The sequence below is a fragment of the Labilithrix luteola genome (genome assembly GCF_001263205.1).
GTDB lineage: Bacteria > Myxococcota_A > Polyangia > Polyangiales > Polyangiaceae > Labilithrix > Labilithrix luteola.
On sequence record NZ_CP012333.1, the window covers coordinates 5,978,893 to 5,994,955 of the forward strand.

General features: G+C 64.9%; 14 protein-coding genes. 7 read left to right on the forward strand and 7 right to left on the reverse strand.

Annotated elements, in window-relative coordinates; genetic code table 11:
• Positions 1-185: 185 nt before the first annotated feature.
• Positions 186-1,370: a serine hydrolase domain-containing protein gene (locus AKJ09_RS26205; protein ID WP_169927872.1), complete on the reverse strand. Its 1,185-nt coding sequence runs from the start codon at positions 1,368-1,370 to the stop codon at positions 186-188.
• Positions 1,371-1,682: 312 nt separating this feature from the next.
• On the opposite strand from AKJ09_RS26205, the gene AKJ09_RS26210 reads away from it, so the two are divergent.
• Positions 1,683-2,144 (forward strand): hypothetical protein, encoded by a 462-nt coding sequence (locus AKJ09_RS26210; RefSeq protein WP_146650338.1) that lies wholly within the window; start codon positions 1,683-1,685, stop codon positions 2,142-2,144.
• A 294-nt stretch (positions 2,145-2,438) separates the two neighbouring features.
• A complete protein-coding gene (locus tag AKJ09_RS26215) occupies positions 2,439-2,783 on the forward strand; it encodes a hypothetical protein (RefSeq protein ID WP_146650340.1) in 345 nt (114 codons plus the stop codon).
• A gap of 58 nt (positions 2,784-2,841) precedes the next feature.
• Here AKJ09_RS26215 and AKJ09_RS26220 read toward each other — a convergent pair whose 3' ends face one another.
• The 4 genes from AKJ09_RS26220 to AKJ09_RS26235 all read right to left on the reverse strand — a co-directional run bounded on the left by AKJ09_RS26220 (position 2,842) and on the right by AKJ09_RS26235 (position 8,648).
• Entirely contained in the window at positions 2,842-3,417 is a 576-nt protein-coding gene (locus tag AKJ09_RS26220; protein WP_146650342.1) for a hypothetical protein, read from the reverse strand.
• Between the two features lie 115 nt (positions 3,418-3,532).
• Positions 3,533-5,647, reverse strand: a complete 2,115-nt coding sequence (locus AKJ09_RS26225) for a response regulator (RefSeq protein WP_146650344.1) — start codon at positions 5,645-5,647, stop codon at positions 3,533-3,535.
• The gene (locus AKJ09_RS26230) at positions 5,648-6,805 is read right to left on the reverse strand and encodes an FIST signal transduction protein (protein ID WP_146650346.1); all 1,158 of its coding nucleotides are present in this window, start codon (positions 6,803-6,805) and stop codon (positions 5,648-5,650) included.
• 19 nt (positions 6,806-6,824) lie between these two features.
• A complete protein-coding gene (locus AKJ09_RS26235; protein ID WP_146650347.1) occupies positions 6,825-8,648 on the reverse strand; it encodes a cytochrome c3 family protein in 1,824 nt (607 codons plus the stop codon).
• Positions 8,649-9,017: 369 nt separating this feature from the next.
• Between AKJ09_RS26235 and AKJ09_RS26240 the strand changes: the two genes are divergently transcribed.
• The 4 genes from AKJ09_RS26240 to AKJ09_RS26255 all read left to right on the forward strand — a co-directional run bounded on the left by AKJ09_RS26240 (position 9,018) and on the right by AKJ09_RS26255 (position 12,543).
• On the forward strand, positions 9,018-9,929 hold the full coding sequence (locus AKJ09_RS26240) for a tryptophan 2,3-dioxygenase family protein (protein ID WP_146650349.1): 912 nt from the start codon (positions 9,018-9,020) through the stop codon (positions 9,927-9,929).
• A 5-nt stretch (positions 9,930-9,934) separates the two neighbouring features.
• Positions 9,935-11,077 carry an aminotransferase class V-fold PLP-dependent enzyme gene (locus tag AKJ09_RS26245; protein ID WP_146650351.1) on the forward strand — a complete coding sequence of 381 codons (1,143 nt, stop codon included), beginning with the start codon at positions 9,935-9,937 and terminating at the stop codon, positions 11,075-11,077.
• Positions 11,074-12,075 carry a methyltransferase gene (locus tag AKJ09_RS26250; protein ID WP_146650353.1) on the forward strand — a complete coding sequence of 334 codons (1,002 nt, stop codon included), beginning with the start codon at positions 11,074-11,076 and terminating at the stop codon, positions 12,073-12,075. The genes AKJ09_RS26245 and AKJ09_RS26250 overlap by 4 nt, the downstream gene beginning before the upstream one ends.
• A gap of 75 nt (positions 12,076-12,150) precedes the next feature.
• Positions 12,151-12,543: a response regulator gene (locus AKJ09_RS26255; RefSeq protein WP_146650356.1), complete on the forward strand. Its 393-nt coding sequence runs from the start codon at positions 12,151-12,153 to the stop codon at positions 12,541-12,543.
• A 315-nt stretch (positions 12,544-12,858) separates the two neighbouring features.
• Here AKJ09_RS26255 and AKJ09_RS26260 read toward each other — a convergent pair whose 3' ends face one another.
• Both AKJ09_RS26260 and AKJ09_RS26265 read right to left on the reverse strand, forming a co-directional pair.
• Positions 12,859-13,941 carry a fatty acid desaturase family protein gene (locus AKJ09_RS26260; RefSeq protein WP_146650358.1) on the reverse strand — a complete coding sequence of 361 codons (1,083 nt, stop codon included), beginning with the start codon at positions 13,939-13,941 and terminating at the stop codon, positions 12,859-12,861.
• A 12-nt stretch (positions 13,942-13,953) separates the two neighbouring features.
• Positions 13,954-15,006 (reverse strand): ferredoxin reductase, encoded by a 1,053-nt coding sequence (locus tag AKJ09_RS26265; RefSeq protein ID WP_146650360.1) that lies wholly within the window; start codon positions 15,004-15,006, stop codon positions 13,954-13,956.
• A gap of 192 nt (positions 15,007-15,198) precedes the next feature.
• Between AKJ09_RS26265 and AKJ09_RS26270 the strand changes: the two genes are divergently transcribed.
• Positions 15,199-15,807 (forward strand): TetR/AcrR family transcriptional regulator, encoded by a 609-nt coding sequence (locus AKJ09_RS26270; protein ID WP_205633810.1) that lies wholly within the window; start codon positions 15,199-15,201, stop codon positions 15,805-15,807.
• Positions 15,808-16,063: the final 256 nt, after the last annotated feature.

Consider the following 16,063-nt stretch of genomic DNA (forward strand, 5'->3'; position numbering starts at 1 on the left):
TTCTACCGGTTGGTCGACGCGCCTCCCGCGCGGAGATCGTCGCGATTCCGCGCGTGCTCCGACCTGCTCTCGGAAATCTGCTGATTGGGGCCCGTCGGTAGCGAATCTGTTTTCTAGTGTAAATTGGTCCGAGCAAAGCCTTCGAGACGGAGACGTCGTCGACGTTGCGCGCGAGGCCTGATCTCTCATTCCTGCGCATCGCACAACGCGTGGTCGGTGAGTGCGGCGGTGGCGGCGTTGGTCTTGAGGAAGTCGACCGTGCTGCTCATGGAGATCACGACGCTGCGACGCCCATCGGCGGTGACGCCCGTGCGGGTATGAAAGCCCGTCGGGCTGTCCCCTGCGTGATGCCAATAGCCTCCGCCGCACGAGAGCGGCGTCCATTGCAGCCCGAGACCATACCGCCCGTTCGGGAACTGATCATCCGGGGCCTCCACCGTCTTTTGCATCTCGGCGAGCTCCTGGGGCCGGAGCAGCTCCCCGCGTACGAGCGCTTTGAAGAACGCATTGAGATCGGCGGTGCTGCTGATCAGCGCGGAGTCCGCCGTGTGCATCGTGCTGCACTCCGTCGCGTCGATCGGGGGAACGTTCGGAATCATGAAATACGAATGCGCATGCGGGCCCGGGAGTTTCGGATCGAAGCCCATGGCATAGGTATGCAAAAGCCCGAGCCGTCCGATAATCCGCTGCCGTACCTCGTCCGCCCAACTTCGGCCCGTGATCTTCTGAATCGCCATTTCGAGCAGGACGTAGTTGGTATTGCTGTACGCCCACCTCGTGCCCGGCTCGAAGAGTGGAGCATGCTTTAGGCCATAGGCAACGAGGCCTTCGGGCGGCGTCGCGTCTTGGCAGACGCGCTCGAAGTCTTCAACGTAGGCCTGCTGCAGCTCGGAATCCATGACGTAGTCGAAGAGTCCACTCGTGTGCTGTAGCAGCTGGCGGATCGTGATCTTCGCCCCGTCGTTGCCGTTGCCCGAGACGACCCCCGGGAGCCACTTGTCGACGCTGTCCTCGAGAGACAGCTTTCCTTCACCAACCAGCTGAAGCACGACGACGGACGTGAAGGTCTTGGTCGTGCTCGCCACGCGGAACACCGCATCCCAGGGGACCGGATCGTTGCTGCCGAGCTCCGCCACGCCTGCCCGTGCGCGCACGTTTCCGTCCGGGGTTTGCACCTCGGCCAAGAGGCCCACGACATTCGCCGTCTTCTGAGCTGCTTTCAGGTCTGCATCCAACGTCGCTTCATCGAAGTGATGGGTCTCGCTGGTGCACGCGGAGACCGATGCGGTCAGCGCGAAGAGGACGGCAAGCTTGCTGCTCGCGCACCGCGTCCAATGGAGTGTGAGCAAGGAAGAGGTGAATCTTCGCATCGATTCCCGGGCCAACTGTTTCATGCACGCTGGTCGCCGCTCGCGCGCACTTCGTTCAAGGCGAGACTTCGAAATCTAGCTTCTCGGCGCGCGGACTCGCGGAAACGATCATGTTCGGCGGGCGCCGACGTCGCGTGACGAGCGTGTGCTACGACGTCGACCAGGGCGAATATGGAAGAGCTATGCCTCTGTATGCGCCGCTCCGGATGGAGAAGACTCGCTGGAGGAGCCATATCGACCGCTGCCCTCGAGTTCCCGACCGCTCGCCGACGCGGGGTTCGCGCTGCCCACTCGCGTGGTTACCCTCACACCATGTTCTTCCGCCACCTTCGCGAACGATTCGTGACGCATCTCATTGGCGACTACGTTCCGGTCCTCAACCTTGTTCGTAATCCCACGCGATGGCCGACGCTCGAGGAGCTCCACGACTACCCGGAGGAGTCCCTCGGTTATCGCGTCGCGAAGTACCTCGACGAGCGAGGCCTCCCGTTCAAGGTTCGCTACGAGAACCACGACGCGATTCACTGCATTCTCGACTACGACACGACGATCCAGGGCGAAATGGAGGTGCAGGCGTTCCTCTGGGCGAACAACGCGTCGAGCCCCGCGGGGCGCATCCTCTTCGTCGTCGGCGGCGCGCTTCTGCCCGAGCAGTGGCGAGCGATGCGCAAGGCGTATGCGCGCGGCCGCGAAGCGAATCCGATCGAGGAGGGGACCATTCCCCTCCGCCTCTTCGAGCCGCTCGAGCAGGTGCGCGAGAGACTCGCCGCCTAAGTGTCGTCGGCGATAAGGAAACTCGGCGCTCGCCGAGGGCGAAGAACGTAGACCCCCCACGCGCCCGTGCATCCATGGTCTAACTGGAGGACGATGGTCTGCCCGAGCCGCTCCACTCCAGTCCTCGTCCGCGTCCTCGTTCTCGCTGTGGGGTTGGTCTCATGCGGGCCGTTGGGCTGCACACAAGGGGGCGCGGACAGTCGTTCGGACGCGGCCCCTTCGTCGTCGGCTCGCACTCCCGAAGTGGTCACGGCGCGGCGAGCTTCGCTACCGGAACCTCGCGATGCGGCCGCGTTGCTCGAAAAGGCGATTCAAGATGCCGACGAGCTGGTCGCCGAGGTCAAGGCAAACCCCTCGGCGTTCGATGGCAAGGTCCTCACCGTACGTGGGCGTTTTACGACGAGCGGTAGGGACGCGGGGTTTCCACTCGTCCACTTCGCCGGCCCCTCGAGCAACACCGCAAAGGCCGGCGCCGCCAAGGAGGAGAACACCTGCCAAGGGGAGTTCTCACCCGGCGAAGATGGCGATTCGTATCCGCGCAACATGGTCATCTTGCTGACCGGCACATTGCACGCATCTGCCACGCATCCGAGGGATTCGCTCTTTCTGACCGGGTGCACGACCAAGCGAGAGCGCTGACGTCAGGGCGTCCTCTGGGGGCGCCCCTGCCAGTAACACCTCGCGTACGTTGCCGGCGTCACCCGCGCCAGGCGAAGGCGTAGAGGAGCTCGTCGTGCGGAGCGTCGTCGAGCACGGGGGAGGTGACCGACGGATCGGTGCACCCCATGAGCTCGAGCGTCCTCGAAACGAAGCCGGGCACGAGCGCGCCGAGCAACTCGCGCCCCCTCGTACCTTCGAGCCCGACGGTCATTCGCCGGGCCTCGTCGTCGTAGGTCACCACACGGAGCTTGCTTCCCCGATTGTTTCGCTCCCAGAGCGCGGGCGCCTTCGTGGCGAAGAGCGCCGGGGTCATGAGCTTGAAGAGAAGCCGTAGCGACGTCGAGTCCGCTGGTTCGGCAATGGTCCGACCGACTCGCTCGAGGGTGAGCCGCTGCTCTCCGTCGGTATCGCGATGATGGGATGCGATGGCTCGGAGCAGCTCCATGAGATCGTCGGTCGGGTACCAGCACGAGAGCTCCAGCGTCGCGAGGAGCTCTCGTGTGTGGGGGGGAATCCGGTCGTAGATCCCCTTTTTCGCCATGGGCGCGTACGCCGTTTCGATATAGGTGGCCGTGGAGTGAATCATGTAACCACGGCAGACGTGCTCGCTCATCTGCTCGCCCCTTCATTCTCGACGCCGCCGTATTCCCAATACGCGCCGTCGCCCACCACGAGAAGCCGCCCCGATGGCACGAACTGCCGACCGCCGGGAGCCGCGTCGTTCTGCACTACGTCGCGACGTTCCGCGAACCTTCGCGGCTGAGATGACGCCGGATGGTCGCGACGAGGACCTCTCTCTCGATCGGCTTGGTGAGGTACTCGATGCAACCGGCCTCCCGCGCGCGGGCGCGCTCGTCGGCCCCTGCGTGGGCGGTGACGGCGATGACGGGGATCTTTCGCAGTACCGGATCCGCCTTGAGGCGCCGCGTCGCTTCCCAACCGTCGATTCGAGGGAGCGATAGGTCCATGAGAATGAGGTCTGGGGCGTCGCGCGCTGCTCGCTCGAGTCCTTCCTCTCCGTTCTCGGCCTCGATGAGGTCGAAGTCGTTCGCCAGATAACGACGAACGATGTCCCGGTTCTGCGTGGTGTCCTCGACGTAGAGAACGCGTGGCAGGATTGCCCGCTCGATCACGCGCCTTGCGGCGACGAGCTGGCGCGCCTCCGCTACCACCTGCTCGAACGCGACACCGCCTTTGTGGATGATCCGCGACACGCCTTCGCGAAGGACGTGCGCCTCGCCGTCTGTCAGCTCCTTACCCGTCAGCACGACGATTGGGACGGCGTTGCCTTCCGACCTCAACGTGCGAAGCACCTCGAAGCCGTCCACGTTGGGCATGAGGAGGTCGAGCACGACGAGCGCGGGCGAGACGACGCGCGCCCTGAGGAGCGCCTCTTCCCCGCTCGCCGCCTCCGTCGTCGCGAACCCCGCAGCACGGAGGCTCCTCGACACCACCTCACGCGTTCCTGGGTCGTCGTCGACCACGAGGATATCGCCGCTGCCGACTGCCACCGATTGACGGACGACCTCGATGAGGACCTCCGGCTCGACCGGTTTCACGAGATATTCGCAGGCGCCGAAGGTGAAGCCGCGTGCGCGCTCCTCCTCGACGGAGAGGATGATGACCGGAATCGAGGCGATGTTCGGATCGCCCTTCAGGCGAGAGAGGACGTTCCACCCATCGAGTTTGGGTAGGTGAAGGTCCAGGATGATCACCGACGGTCGTTGCTCTCGCGCTGCCGCGAGCCCCGCCATGCCGTCGGAAGCCACGTGGACCCGGAAGCCGTCCGACTCGAGGTGGCCGCGAAGCAGCTGGTGGATCATCGGATCGTCGTCGATGATCAGCACGCTCGTCTCGTTGGTCTGGACGGGCTTGCCGGTGTCGCCCGTCGGCTTCGGATGTGCGCCCGCCTTCACGCGTGAAGGGTCGAGCGCATGCGGGAACTTGACCGTGAAGGTCGTGCCGCGTCCGAGCGTGCTCTTGACCGCGACGGTTCCCCCGAGGAGCCGCGTTACCTCCTTCACGATCGCGAGGCCGAGCCCCGTCCCGCCGGCGCGCCGCGTGGACGAGCCGTCGACCTGGCGGAACTTCTCGAAGATGTGCGGGAGCTGATCGGGCGGGATGCCACTGCCCGTATCCTCGACGACGATCGTGAGGCCTGCGCCGTCGGCGGTGGCCGTGAGGACGACCTCGCCGCTGTCGGTGAACTTCGTCGCGTTGGAGAGCAGATTCAGGAGCACCTGCTTCAACTTCAGGCCGTCGGTGAAGGCCTGCCGAGCTTCGGGGCTGACGGTCGCGTAGAGCTCCACCGACTTCGCCCGGAGCGCCTCGCGCACCGTTGCTCCGCAGTCCTCCACGAGCTCCTCGAGGTCGACCACCTCGTTGACGATGTCGACTCGCCCCGCCTCGATCTTCGACAGGTCGAGGATGTCGTTGATCAGCGCGAGCAGCGTCTTGGCGTTCGACTTGATGACGTTGAGATCGCGTCGCCCGTGAGGAGTGAGCCGCTGCCCTTCTTCACGGATGACGAGATCGCAGTAACCGAGGATGCCATTCAGCGGCGTGCGGATCTCGTGCGAGAAGTTCGCCAGGAACTCGCTCTTGAGCCGGGCGGCGGCCTCGATCTCCCGCGCACGAGACTCCTCGAGCTTTTTGGCGCGTACGAGTTCCCCGGCGAGGCGATCGAGATCCTCGTTCTGTTGACGCGTGATCTCCATCAGCAGCGTCCGCTGCTGGAAGCTCGCCAGCGCCTTCTGCGCGGCCGCAGTCTTGTTCTCGACTTCTCGTTTCAGCCGCGCGTTTTCCGCCTCTAGTTCGGCGATGCGCGTATTCGCGTCGCTCATTCAGCTTCTCCCGAAGACGAGCGTGGTCAACGTCGTGTTGATGTGAAAACCGCAGTACACCTCGAAGTGCGCGTTGAATCCGACGCACGGAGGCGCGTTGGCAAAGGTCTGCGAGAGTGCGCCGACGGAGTCGGTCGTTTGCGCGTACCAGTATCGTCCGCTGCAGTGGAAGACGAGCGCGGCCTGCGGGTTGGCGACGCGCTGCGCGATCTCGGTCTCGAAGAAGTGCTTGGTGTCCCGGACGAGGTCCCCCATCTTCACGAGCTCGAGCTCCGTGCCTTCTTCGAGGAGGTTGGCGAAGAGGATCGAGCCGTCGTCGAGAGGCTTCCACGGCGCACGAATGAAGTACTCGCGACCGACGCGGAGCGCGGTTGGCATACGCGCGAAGCCCTTCGGCTTTCCGAACTCGAGATCTTCCACCTCCACGCCGAGGAGCTCCGCGTAGCGTTTGGCGGCAGGCACCCCGTCGATCTCGAGCGCGCGCGTCGCCGAGCTGTCGACCTTGGTGATCCGCAGCGTCTGACCCGTGGGGTGGTACGAGTGAGCACGCAGCGCTCCCCACGGAGCGTCGGTCTTGAAGATCGCGACCGCCACGCTGTCGGTCGCCACCTCGCCGTCGACGTGGATGAGCGCGCTTTGCTTCGCCGGGTCGGTCTCGTGGTCGGACGCGCCGCCCCCGACCGCCATGAGCCCTTGGTTGCGCGACATCAGGCCGAGGAGGAGCTCGTCCTTCTTCCACTGGAAGGCGTCGTCGATCACGAGTGCGACGTGCTTCTTCGACGCCAGATCGTCGTTGCGAACGCCGAGCTGTTCGCAGGCGCGGCCCGTGGCCTTGTCGGCCGCTTCGACAGGGGCCACGCCGAGCTCCTTCCCCAGGCCGATGCCGACCTCGAAGTCGCCCGAAAGCGCTCCGAGGACGACGGAGCCACGATGGATCCCCGCGCGGTCGATCTCCCCGCCGGTGGATGCGCCGAGGAGCCTAGCGTTCGGCAAGCGGCGTCGAACGGCCTTGTTCAACGCCACATGATCGCGATCCCGCGAGGCGTAGAGCACGACCATCTTCGGCTCTACACCGCGCAACTGGCTGACGAGGTGCTCGGCGGCCTCCTCGGGATCGACCTTCGTAGTCCTCGCGGACTCGAGCTCTACGCTAGGCATTCGGCAACTCCGCTTTCTCTCAGAGGTGACTGTTGGGGTGGTCCGTGTGGCAGGTCGTGGAACACTGGTCGAACGACTCGCGTCCGCCGCCGATGTACATGTCCGTGATGGGACCGAACTTGGCGACGTGCCAGTCCGGGTAGCTCTTGTGGCAAGAGAGGCATGCCGCCTTGCTCGTGCGCTGGATGCTCTCTCGATCGAGGTGACAGGTCGCGCACTTCGAGAGGTCACCGCCGAACCGAGCGCCGGTGCGGGCGTGGACGAAGTGGTTGCGGACGGCGATGGGGCCTTCGAGCTCGAAGCCGAGCGGAACGTGGCAGCCCGCGCACACGCGGCGATCCTCGAGCGCGTGATTGATCTTTGCGGCGCTCGATTCGCCGTTGTGGCACGTGGTGCAGTTGCCGGTGTGCAAGGTCGCCTCGGTCTTTTGCGGCGTGCCGACCTGGATCTCGATGACCTTCGAGGCCGGGATGTCTTCGCCGAGATACACGCGGCGTCCCTTGACGACGGTGAGGTACGTACCCGACGGAGCGTTGTCCGGGACCTTGAACGTCCAGGTGTCGCTGACGGGCGCCGCCCACCCCGCATGGGTCGGATCGAAGGCGCCGCCGAAGAGGGCTGGGCCGGGGGGGATCGTCATGAACTGGGAATACACGCCGTCCTTCTCGATCGTGCCCACCGTCTGGACGTCCTTGTCGAGGAAGTCGGACAGCTCCTGGGGGCTGCGGATCACGGATAGGTTCGGCGACTGCACGGGACCGATCAGCTCGGCCATCAGCATGCGCTCACGATGCTTGCGGCGGTAGTACGTGGCCGTCGGGTCGAAGAACGCTCGGTAATACTGGATGCCCGCCGGGTTCCCTTCGAAGACGACCTCGTTGTATGTCGGCAGCGAGCCCGGCGCGTGCAAGCGCTTCCCGTTGCCGTCGCGGAGGGTCAGCTGGAACTTGATCGAGTCGCCGGGGGCGTAGGCCCCGTTGGCTCGCGGAGGGGTCAGCGGTTTCACGTCGATCGAGAAGCCGTAGTCCCACTCGGGGCGCTCGACCTGCTCGACGGGGATCGTGTACTTCTTGCTCGGATTCTCCGACCACTTCAGCTCGAACGCCCGCGTGCGCGAGTCGATCACGAAGTTGCGGTTGGGGTGCTCGTTGTAGCGGAGCTCGACGAGCGCCTCCTCGGAGTACTTCGTCGCGCCCGCGCAACTCTCGGGGCTCACGCAGTCGTTGGTCCACTGGATGGCGCGGTAGCGTCGCGTGAAGAAGTCATCGGCGCCCGTGCGTTTCTCCTCGCTCCCCGTGTCGAGGGTGATCGGAGTGGAGAGCGGGCGCCCCTTGTCGTCGAGCTGGCGGATCGTGACCGTGCCGTCCTTGTCCATCCACTTGGCGCCGCGGTAGAAGCGACGTCGCGTGAACGTGCCGTCCGCGTTTGCCAGGAGGACGAAAGACTGGTCGACGAGCTCCGTGCCTTGCCAATGGAGCTTCGCGAAGTCGCCGCTGGTTTTCAGTCCATCGACGCCTTCGTCGGTCGTGGCGCTGACGGCGGCGCGGAGATCGATCTGGTTGATATAGAATTTTTGCCCTTTCCTCACTTTGACGGGCACACCTGCGCCGTTGTCCACCTCGAGGGCGAGGCGGACCGCGCTGCCGGTGCCGCAAGCAGTCTGATGGTCGTTATCGTTCCCGGCGCTGTACGCCTGAGAAGCACGCGACGTCGACTCCGAAGAGTCGTCGCTCTGCGCCACGCAAGCGGCAGCTGCGATAGCGGTCACGAGCACGATGGCTCGTGTTCGATGGGCGTACCGCGTCGGTCTTGGCGAGCCCACTTCGAGATCTCGAACGTTCATTGGGAGCCTCTGGATGCTGAGGGTCTGAACGGGAAGAAAGCTTGGGCGCCAGTCCGTAACGCACGAGCATTCAGCGTGCGCGCCCCCTCACACGCTACTTGTCGAATCCATCGAAGCATCGATGTGGCGCTCGCAACATCCTCCCTAGGGAGGATGCCATACGAAAATTGGTATCCTCCCTGGGGAGGATGCCGGACGAAATTTGGGGGCGCCGGCCGACATCCGACAAATGCGACGAGTGACGCTGGAGTCGATAGATCTAGGCACGCGCCTGGAAATGTAGGACGGCTCGAATTCGCCAGTCGGTCGCTTTAATCGATTGCGCGATAAGCCATTGTGTCCCTCAATTCCGTCAATAGGGAGGGCAAAATGAGCAAGTGCAGCGGACGCTTCGCGACGGATCTCGCGAACGCTCTCGAGCGCCCGGTTTTCAATCGGCAGCTCGGCAAGGACGTGGGACGCGGCGATCTCGACTACGAGGTTTACCTGCAAACGAAGTCGCTCTTCGAGCTACAGATCAAGCGCGAGGTCGCGGCGCCCGACGAACATCTGTTCCAGGTGATGCACCAGACGCAGGAACTCTGGCTGAAGGCGATCGCCTTCGACACGATCTCGCTCGTCGACGCGTTCGACGAAGACCATCTCCACGAAGCGTCCGCGCTGCTGGAAAGGATCGTCCTCGTGCAGCGCTCGCTTGCGAGCGAGATGCGCATCCTCCAGACGCTGACGCCGAAGACGTTCCAGGCGATCCGGAGGAACTTGGGCAACGGCAGCGGGCTGGAGTCGCCTGGGTACAACCGGTTGCTCCTCGCGACCGACGCCGTCGAGCAAGCGTTCACGCGTGCGCTCGAACGAACGGGGACCTCGATCGTCGAGCTCTATGCGACGGAGCGGCAGGAGCAGGCGGGCCTCCTTCGCGTCGCCGAGCTACTCGTCGACTGGGATGAGGCCTTCCAGACCTGGCTCGTCGCGCACTTCATGCTGGTGCGCCGGACCATCGGAGTCGATCGCGAGGTGCTCGCACTCGACGGGTTCCCGACCCGCGCGCTGGCCCCGCGAATGACCGCGCCGCTGTTCCCAGCGCTGTGGGACGCGCGCGTCAAGCTCACGAAGGCTTGGGTGCGCGAGGGCGGTTACCCGATCGGCGCGCCGCGCGTCGGCTCCGGTTGTAAGGTGCATGCCCCGAACGCGACGGAAGCGGCGGCCGCGAACGGGAATTCGCCGAGCACGCAGGCCCCCGGAGTGACGCAATTTGGCGCCGACGCAGACGGTGCGCGTTAGGACGCATGGACACCTCCACGACCATGCGCCTGAGGCGCGAATACCCGCTCCTGTCAGGGTGCGTCTACCTGAATAGCTGCTCGATGGGCGCCGTTCCCCGCGGCGCGCGCACGGCCGCTGCCCGATACTTCGATGTCGTCGAGCAGTGGCGTGACGGCGTCTTCGGCGACCTCTTCGGCGAAGTCACCGAGTACGCCGACGGCGTCGCCGAGCTGATCGGCGCAGCACGTGGCTCCATCGCCATCGACGTGAGCGTATCGGCGCTGCTCGGTCGGGTGCTCTCGTCGCTTTCGTGGAGCGAACGACCACGGGCGATCACCACCGACCTCGAGTTTCCGAGCGTGCGGTTCTTGCTGAACGCATTCCGGCGTTATGGCTGCGAACCGCACGTCGTGCCGTCACGCGATGGGGTGACGATCGACGTCGAGCGGGTCGTCGACGCGATCGACGAGCGAACGCGCATCGTCGTCTTGTCCCACGCGACCTTCGCGACGGGGGCGCTCGTGGACGTCGCCCCCGTCGTGGCGCGAGCCCGTGAGTGCGGCGCCCTCGTCGCCTTGGATGCGTATCAATCGATCGGTGTCATGCCAGTCGACGTCGAGCGAATGGGCGTCGACGTCGTGCTCGGCGGCGCGCACAAGTGGCTCAGTGGCGCGTTCGACCTTGCGTTCGCGTGGGTCAAGCCATCCCTCCTCGCGACGCTCGAGCCCGCAGCGACCGGGTGGATGGCGAGTCGCGATCCACTGAGCTTCGCGCGCGCGGAGGGGTGGGCCGACGGTGCGCGCCGCCTGGCCGCGGGCACACCGGCCCTCCTCCCGGCGATCACCTCGCGTGAAGGTCTCCGCCTCGTGAAGGAGTTCGGGGCGTCCGCCATCCGCGCGCGGTCGCTGGCGATGACCGCACGCATCTTCGATCACGCGGACGCTGCCGGGATCGAGACGCTGACGCCACGAGCGGCCGACGCGCGCGGTGGGGTCGTCTCGCTCCGTGTGCCCGACGGCGCGCGGATCGTCGCCGACCTCGAGGCGGCGGGCTTCGTCTGCAGCTACCGAGCAGGACTCCGGATGGCTCCGCACTTCTACAACACCGATGACGAAGTCGACGCGATAATGGCCGCCGTCGTCGAGGCCGCGAGGAGGACGTCATGACGCCGCGAGCGCTTCTCAGCGTCCTGTACAATGCGAGCAAGGGCATCGACGTCGTCACCGCGGCCCACGACCTCGGGATCGACGCCATGCTCGACGCGGGGCCAGTCTCGCTGAGGAGGATCTGCGAAGCCACGGGGACCAAACCGAATCGAATGTACAAACTGCTCGACTGCCTCGAGAGCATGGGCCTCGTGGCGCGCTCTCAGCGGTCCGAGGAGCGGCTCGACGCGCAGTACCAATCCACGGCGCCCCTCGTACCGGCGTTCGAGGCGGTCCTCGGTCCGAGCTCGATCGAGCGCGACCGCGACCGCTACGATTGGCGATCCATCCACGGTCGGCTCCCCGCCGTCTTACGCGGCGAGTTCGCGATCGAGTCGTTCGCTTGGCCGCCGCAGACCCCCGAGCAGGTCGCCGGGTTCGAGGCGAGCATGGCTGCCGGCTGCACGCCCATCGTCGAGAGCTTCCGGCGCGCACGTGAGAAGGTCTTCGACGGAGCCGCCCGTTGGCTCGACGTCGGCGGCGGGGACGGGACGCTCGCCCTGGCGCTCCTCTCCGAGCTTCCCCAGCTCTCGGTCGACATCCTCAACCTCCCGCAGACGCGGGAGCTCGTGCTCGCCCGGGCGCGCGCGGCGGGGGTTCAGACGCGTATGGGCTTCGTCGGGATGGACTTCTTCGCGGACGAGCTCCCCTCGGGCTACGACGTCGTCTCCTTCGTGCGCGTCCTCCACGACTGGGACGAATCGCGAGCGCGCGCTCTACTCACGAAGGGCGCGCGCGCCGTCGCGCCGGGTGGTCACATCGTTGTCTGCGAAGAATTCCGTACGCCGGAACGGCTCGCCGTCCAGTTCTTCTGGACCTACTTCCTGATGGGCGTCGACGCGTGCGAGAGCCGCCTGCGGGAAGTCGAATTTTACACTAGAGTGTTGGAGGAGCTCGGGTTCGAGGACGTCCGGGTGCTGCACGGGCCGTTCGATCTGGTCATCGCACGGAAGCCTTGATCGATGGCACAATGATGACGATTGAAGCGTGACAGTTGAAGCAGCACCCGTCGATCCCAGAGGAGTGTGAGTCGTATGGCTGAAGATCTCTATCGCGTCCTTGTCGTCGATGACGACACGATGCAGCTCGAACTCCTCGAGCGCACCCTCCGCAGCGAGGGCTTCGTGGTGATGACGTGCTCGAGCCCCATCGGCGTCACGAGCATCGTGCGCTCGTTCGTGCCTCACGTCGTCCTCATGGACGTCGACATCCCAGCCCTCTCCGGCGACCGCATCCTCGCGCTTGCCCGCAAGAGCGCACCGCCGATGACGCGGTTCTTGCTCCACAGCGCGGCCGACGAAGCCGTCTTGCGCCGTCTTGCGAAGGAGGCCGACGCGGACGGCTGGATCTCGAAGAGCACGACGGGAGCCGAGCTCGCAACGCGCATCCGTGCCCTGGTGAAGGCCCCTTCGGGCGTCCGCCGATAGGAGGCTCCTGGGGTTGTCAGCGCCCCGCGTAAGCGCAATGCCGTTCTGAGAGGCAGAGACTTCACAGGAAGGTCGGAAGAGCGGAAGGTTTTTTTTTTCGCCCCGCGCCAGGCGCCAAACTGCGCTTGCTGGGGGGATTTGAATGCCCCGATGCCGACGAGCTATCGCACGATTGGCGGCTTGGAGTTTCCGTTTCGCTGAGGGAGCCTCAGTTCTCCGCCCCAAAAACTTCCGCCCTTCTGCCCTTCCTGTGAAAAATCTCGGTCGAATCCGTCGGTGTTTGGCGGATGTCTGTTTATCCGAAGGGCATTGCGCCTAGGCGGCACCGATCGCCGAAGGAATGGCGCGCTCCGGCAGCGCGTTGACGACCAGCCGCTTCACGACGCTCCCGAGTTGTCGCCGGAAGCTGCCGGTGTTGTAGCGCTGCCCGTACTTCGCACAGATCGCGCGCACCCGCGGTGCCATCTCTGGGTACCGCGATGCCGGGATATCGGGGAAGAGATGGTGTTCGATCTGGTGGCTCAAATGGCCACTCATGACGTGGAAGAGCGCGCTTCCCTCGATGTTCGCCGAGCCGTTGAGCTGCCGCAGATACCAATCCCCGCGACTCTCGTTTTCGGCCTCCTTCTCGGAGTAGATCCTCACTCCTTCGGGAAAGTGCCCACAAAAGATGATGGCGAACGTCCAAAGGTTGCGGACGACGTTCGCCGTCATGTTTCCGAGGAATACGCGCGGTGCATTGCCGAGGGCGAGCACCGGAAAGACGACGTAGTCCTTCGCGAGCTGGACGGTGGCCTTCTTGGCGAACGGTCCGCTTCGTTCCCAAAGCGTCTTCCAGGACTGCTTGCCCTGGAGTGTTTCGACGATGCGTAGATCGTGGGTCGCGACTCCCCATTCGAAGACCACGGCGAGCGTCGTGGCCGTGAGAGGTTGGAATACGTGACTCGCATTCCATGCCTGCTCGGGCGCCACACGTAGGAACGTGTATCCGATGTCCCGATCCTTGCCGAGGATGTTGGTGAACGTGTGGTGTTCGTAGTTGTGGGAGTGGCGCCAATCTTCCGCAGCGCAGACGTTGTCCCAGTCGTAGGCGTGGCCGGAGAGGCTGGGGTCGCGCGTCCAGTCGTATTGGCCATGCATGATGTTGTGGCCGATCTCCATGTTGTCGAGGATCTTCGCCGTGCCGAGCGCGATCGCTCCGGCGACGAACGAGATCGGGTCGACTCCGAAGTGCAAGAGGAGCCGGCCCGTGGCGTCGGCACGGCGCGCGAATCGAATGACGCCACGGATGTGAGCGACGTCCTTCGCGCCGAGGTCCCGGCGAACTTCGTCCCTCAGCGCATCGAGCTCGCGCCCGAATTCGGCAGTCTCTTGTTCGTCGAGTGTGCGACTGGTCATGAGGCCCTCGATTTAGAGTGAAAGAACGATGTCGCTGTGGGCACGAGACGAACACAGTCGAATGTCGTGATTAGGGTCTGCCGACAGCTCGCCGGTGGTCGTGTTCTCGACGACGCCGGATTCCTTGCGACAGACGCACGTGTTGCAAATGCCCATTCGGCATCCGCTCTTCGGGGTGTGTCCCGCCCGCTCGAGATGCTCGAGGAGGGTGAGGGAGTCGTCGACTTCCAGGCTCGTACCCGAGCCCGCCATCGTGAGACGAACCTTGCGCGCTCCGGCACGCCGATTTGTGCCGGTCTCCACGTCCGCGCGTGCGGGGGCGACGTAGAACCGCTCGGTCTTCAGGCGGTCCTCGATACCGGTCCAGGACGGCGCGAGGCCCGTCATCATGCCCGGCGGCCCGCACATGAACGTGTCGCGTTCAGCAAAATCCGGGACGGCCTTGCGGAGGGCTTCGCCGTCGAGCGGCCCGCAATGGAGAGCGAGTCGCAGTCCCAGGTGCCGAGCCGCGAGATCCGCCAGCTCGGCGGCGAAGATGACGTCGGATTCGGAGCGCGCTGCGTGGAGGAACACCAGATCCGCGATGGCGTTGCGGCTCGCGAGGTCACGAAGCATCGACATGAGCGGCGTGATCCCGCTTCCGCCGCTCACGAAGAGAATGCGTGCGGGCTGCGCGTGTGCCGGCATGACGAAAGTGCCCGCCACGGACCCGAGCTCGAGGACGTCGCCCACGACGACGTTGTCGTGGAGCCAAGAGGAGACTCGCCCCGCGCGCTTCACGGTCAGCGAGAACGTGCGACCGTCGGGGGCGGGAGCCGAGGCGATCGAATAGCACCGCCGCGTGCGCACGCCGTCGAGCTCGACGTCGACCGTGACGAACTGACCGGCGCGGTGACCTTTCCACAGACGGTTCGCCCGCAATCGAAACGACTTCACGTCATGGGTCTCGTGGATGACGTCCAGCACGCGGCCCCGCAGCGTGCGCACCGACCACGAGCGGTCCAGTTCGCCGAGCCAGAACTCCACGTGATGGTCGACCGCGAGCTTTTGCAGGAAGGGATGCATCGGAACGCCCTCCGTAACTTACGCTTGTGTAACTTACGACCGTTCGATGACGCGTCAAGTCATCGGCTAAAATTAGCGACCATTGGTGACGTAAGCTACGAAGATGTAACCTCTTCGTGGGCGAGCGCGTCCCGTGACTTCGGCGTGACCCGAGCCCTTGCGTCTCCTCGCGGCGCGAGGGTAAGAAGACGTATGAGGCTCTCCGCAGCGGCGCGCCGCGCTCAGCTCATCGATGTCGGGCGGGCGGTCTTCGCCCAGCGTGGCTTCGAGGGAGCTTCGCTGGAAGAAATCGCCGACAAGGCGAAGGTGTCGCGCCCGATTCTCTACGAGCACTTCGGCGGCAAGGAGGGGCTCTACGCCGTCATCGTCGATCGCGAGATGGAGTATCTCGTCCGGCGGATCGCGGAGGCCATCGGGACGGGCACCCCGCGCGAGCGCGTCGAGCAGGCGGCGCTCGCGTTCCTCGTTTACGTCAAGGACCACCCCGACGGGTTCGCCATCCTCACCAAGGACTCACCCGTGACCGTCGCGGGAGGAGGAATGCAGTCGCTCCTCAACGACGTGGCCACCCGCGTCGGTGATGTGTTTGCGGCCTCGTTCAAGAATGCAGGTTACGACGCGAAGGCTGCGCCGATCTACGCGCATGCGCTGATCGGCATGGTCACGTTCGTGGGTCAGTGGTGGGTCGACGAGAAGAAGCCGAGCGTCGAAGAAGTCGCGAGTCACATCGCAGCGCTCGCGTGGATGGGGCTCCGGCACTTGCCGAAGAAGCCGTCGAGGATCGGCACACCGAAGAAGTGAGAGCGCGTCTCCGGTCGTCCTGCGAGCGGAGCGAGCTCAACCGAAACCGCTTCGGGCGAACGACGAACAGGGAAGGCTGCGCGGCAAAGGTCGTGCAGTTGTGTCGTCAAATCATTCAATCTTGAAAGAAACGGGGCGGGGACAGGCCATTTCCTTCGTGCTTTTGATTGGCACGTATCTCGCTAAGTATCCAGACGCACCGCGTGAGTGGCCATCCCCCCCCTGGCCCCGCGCGGTGTTTTTATTTTGTCGACCA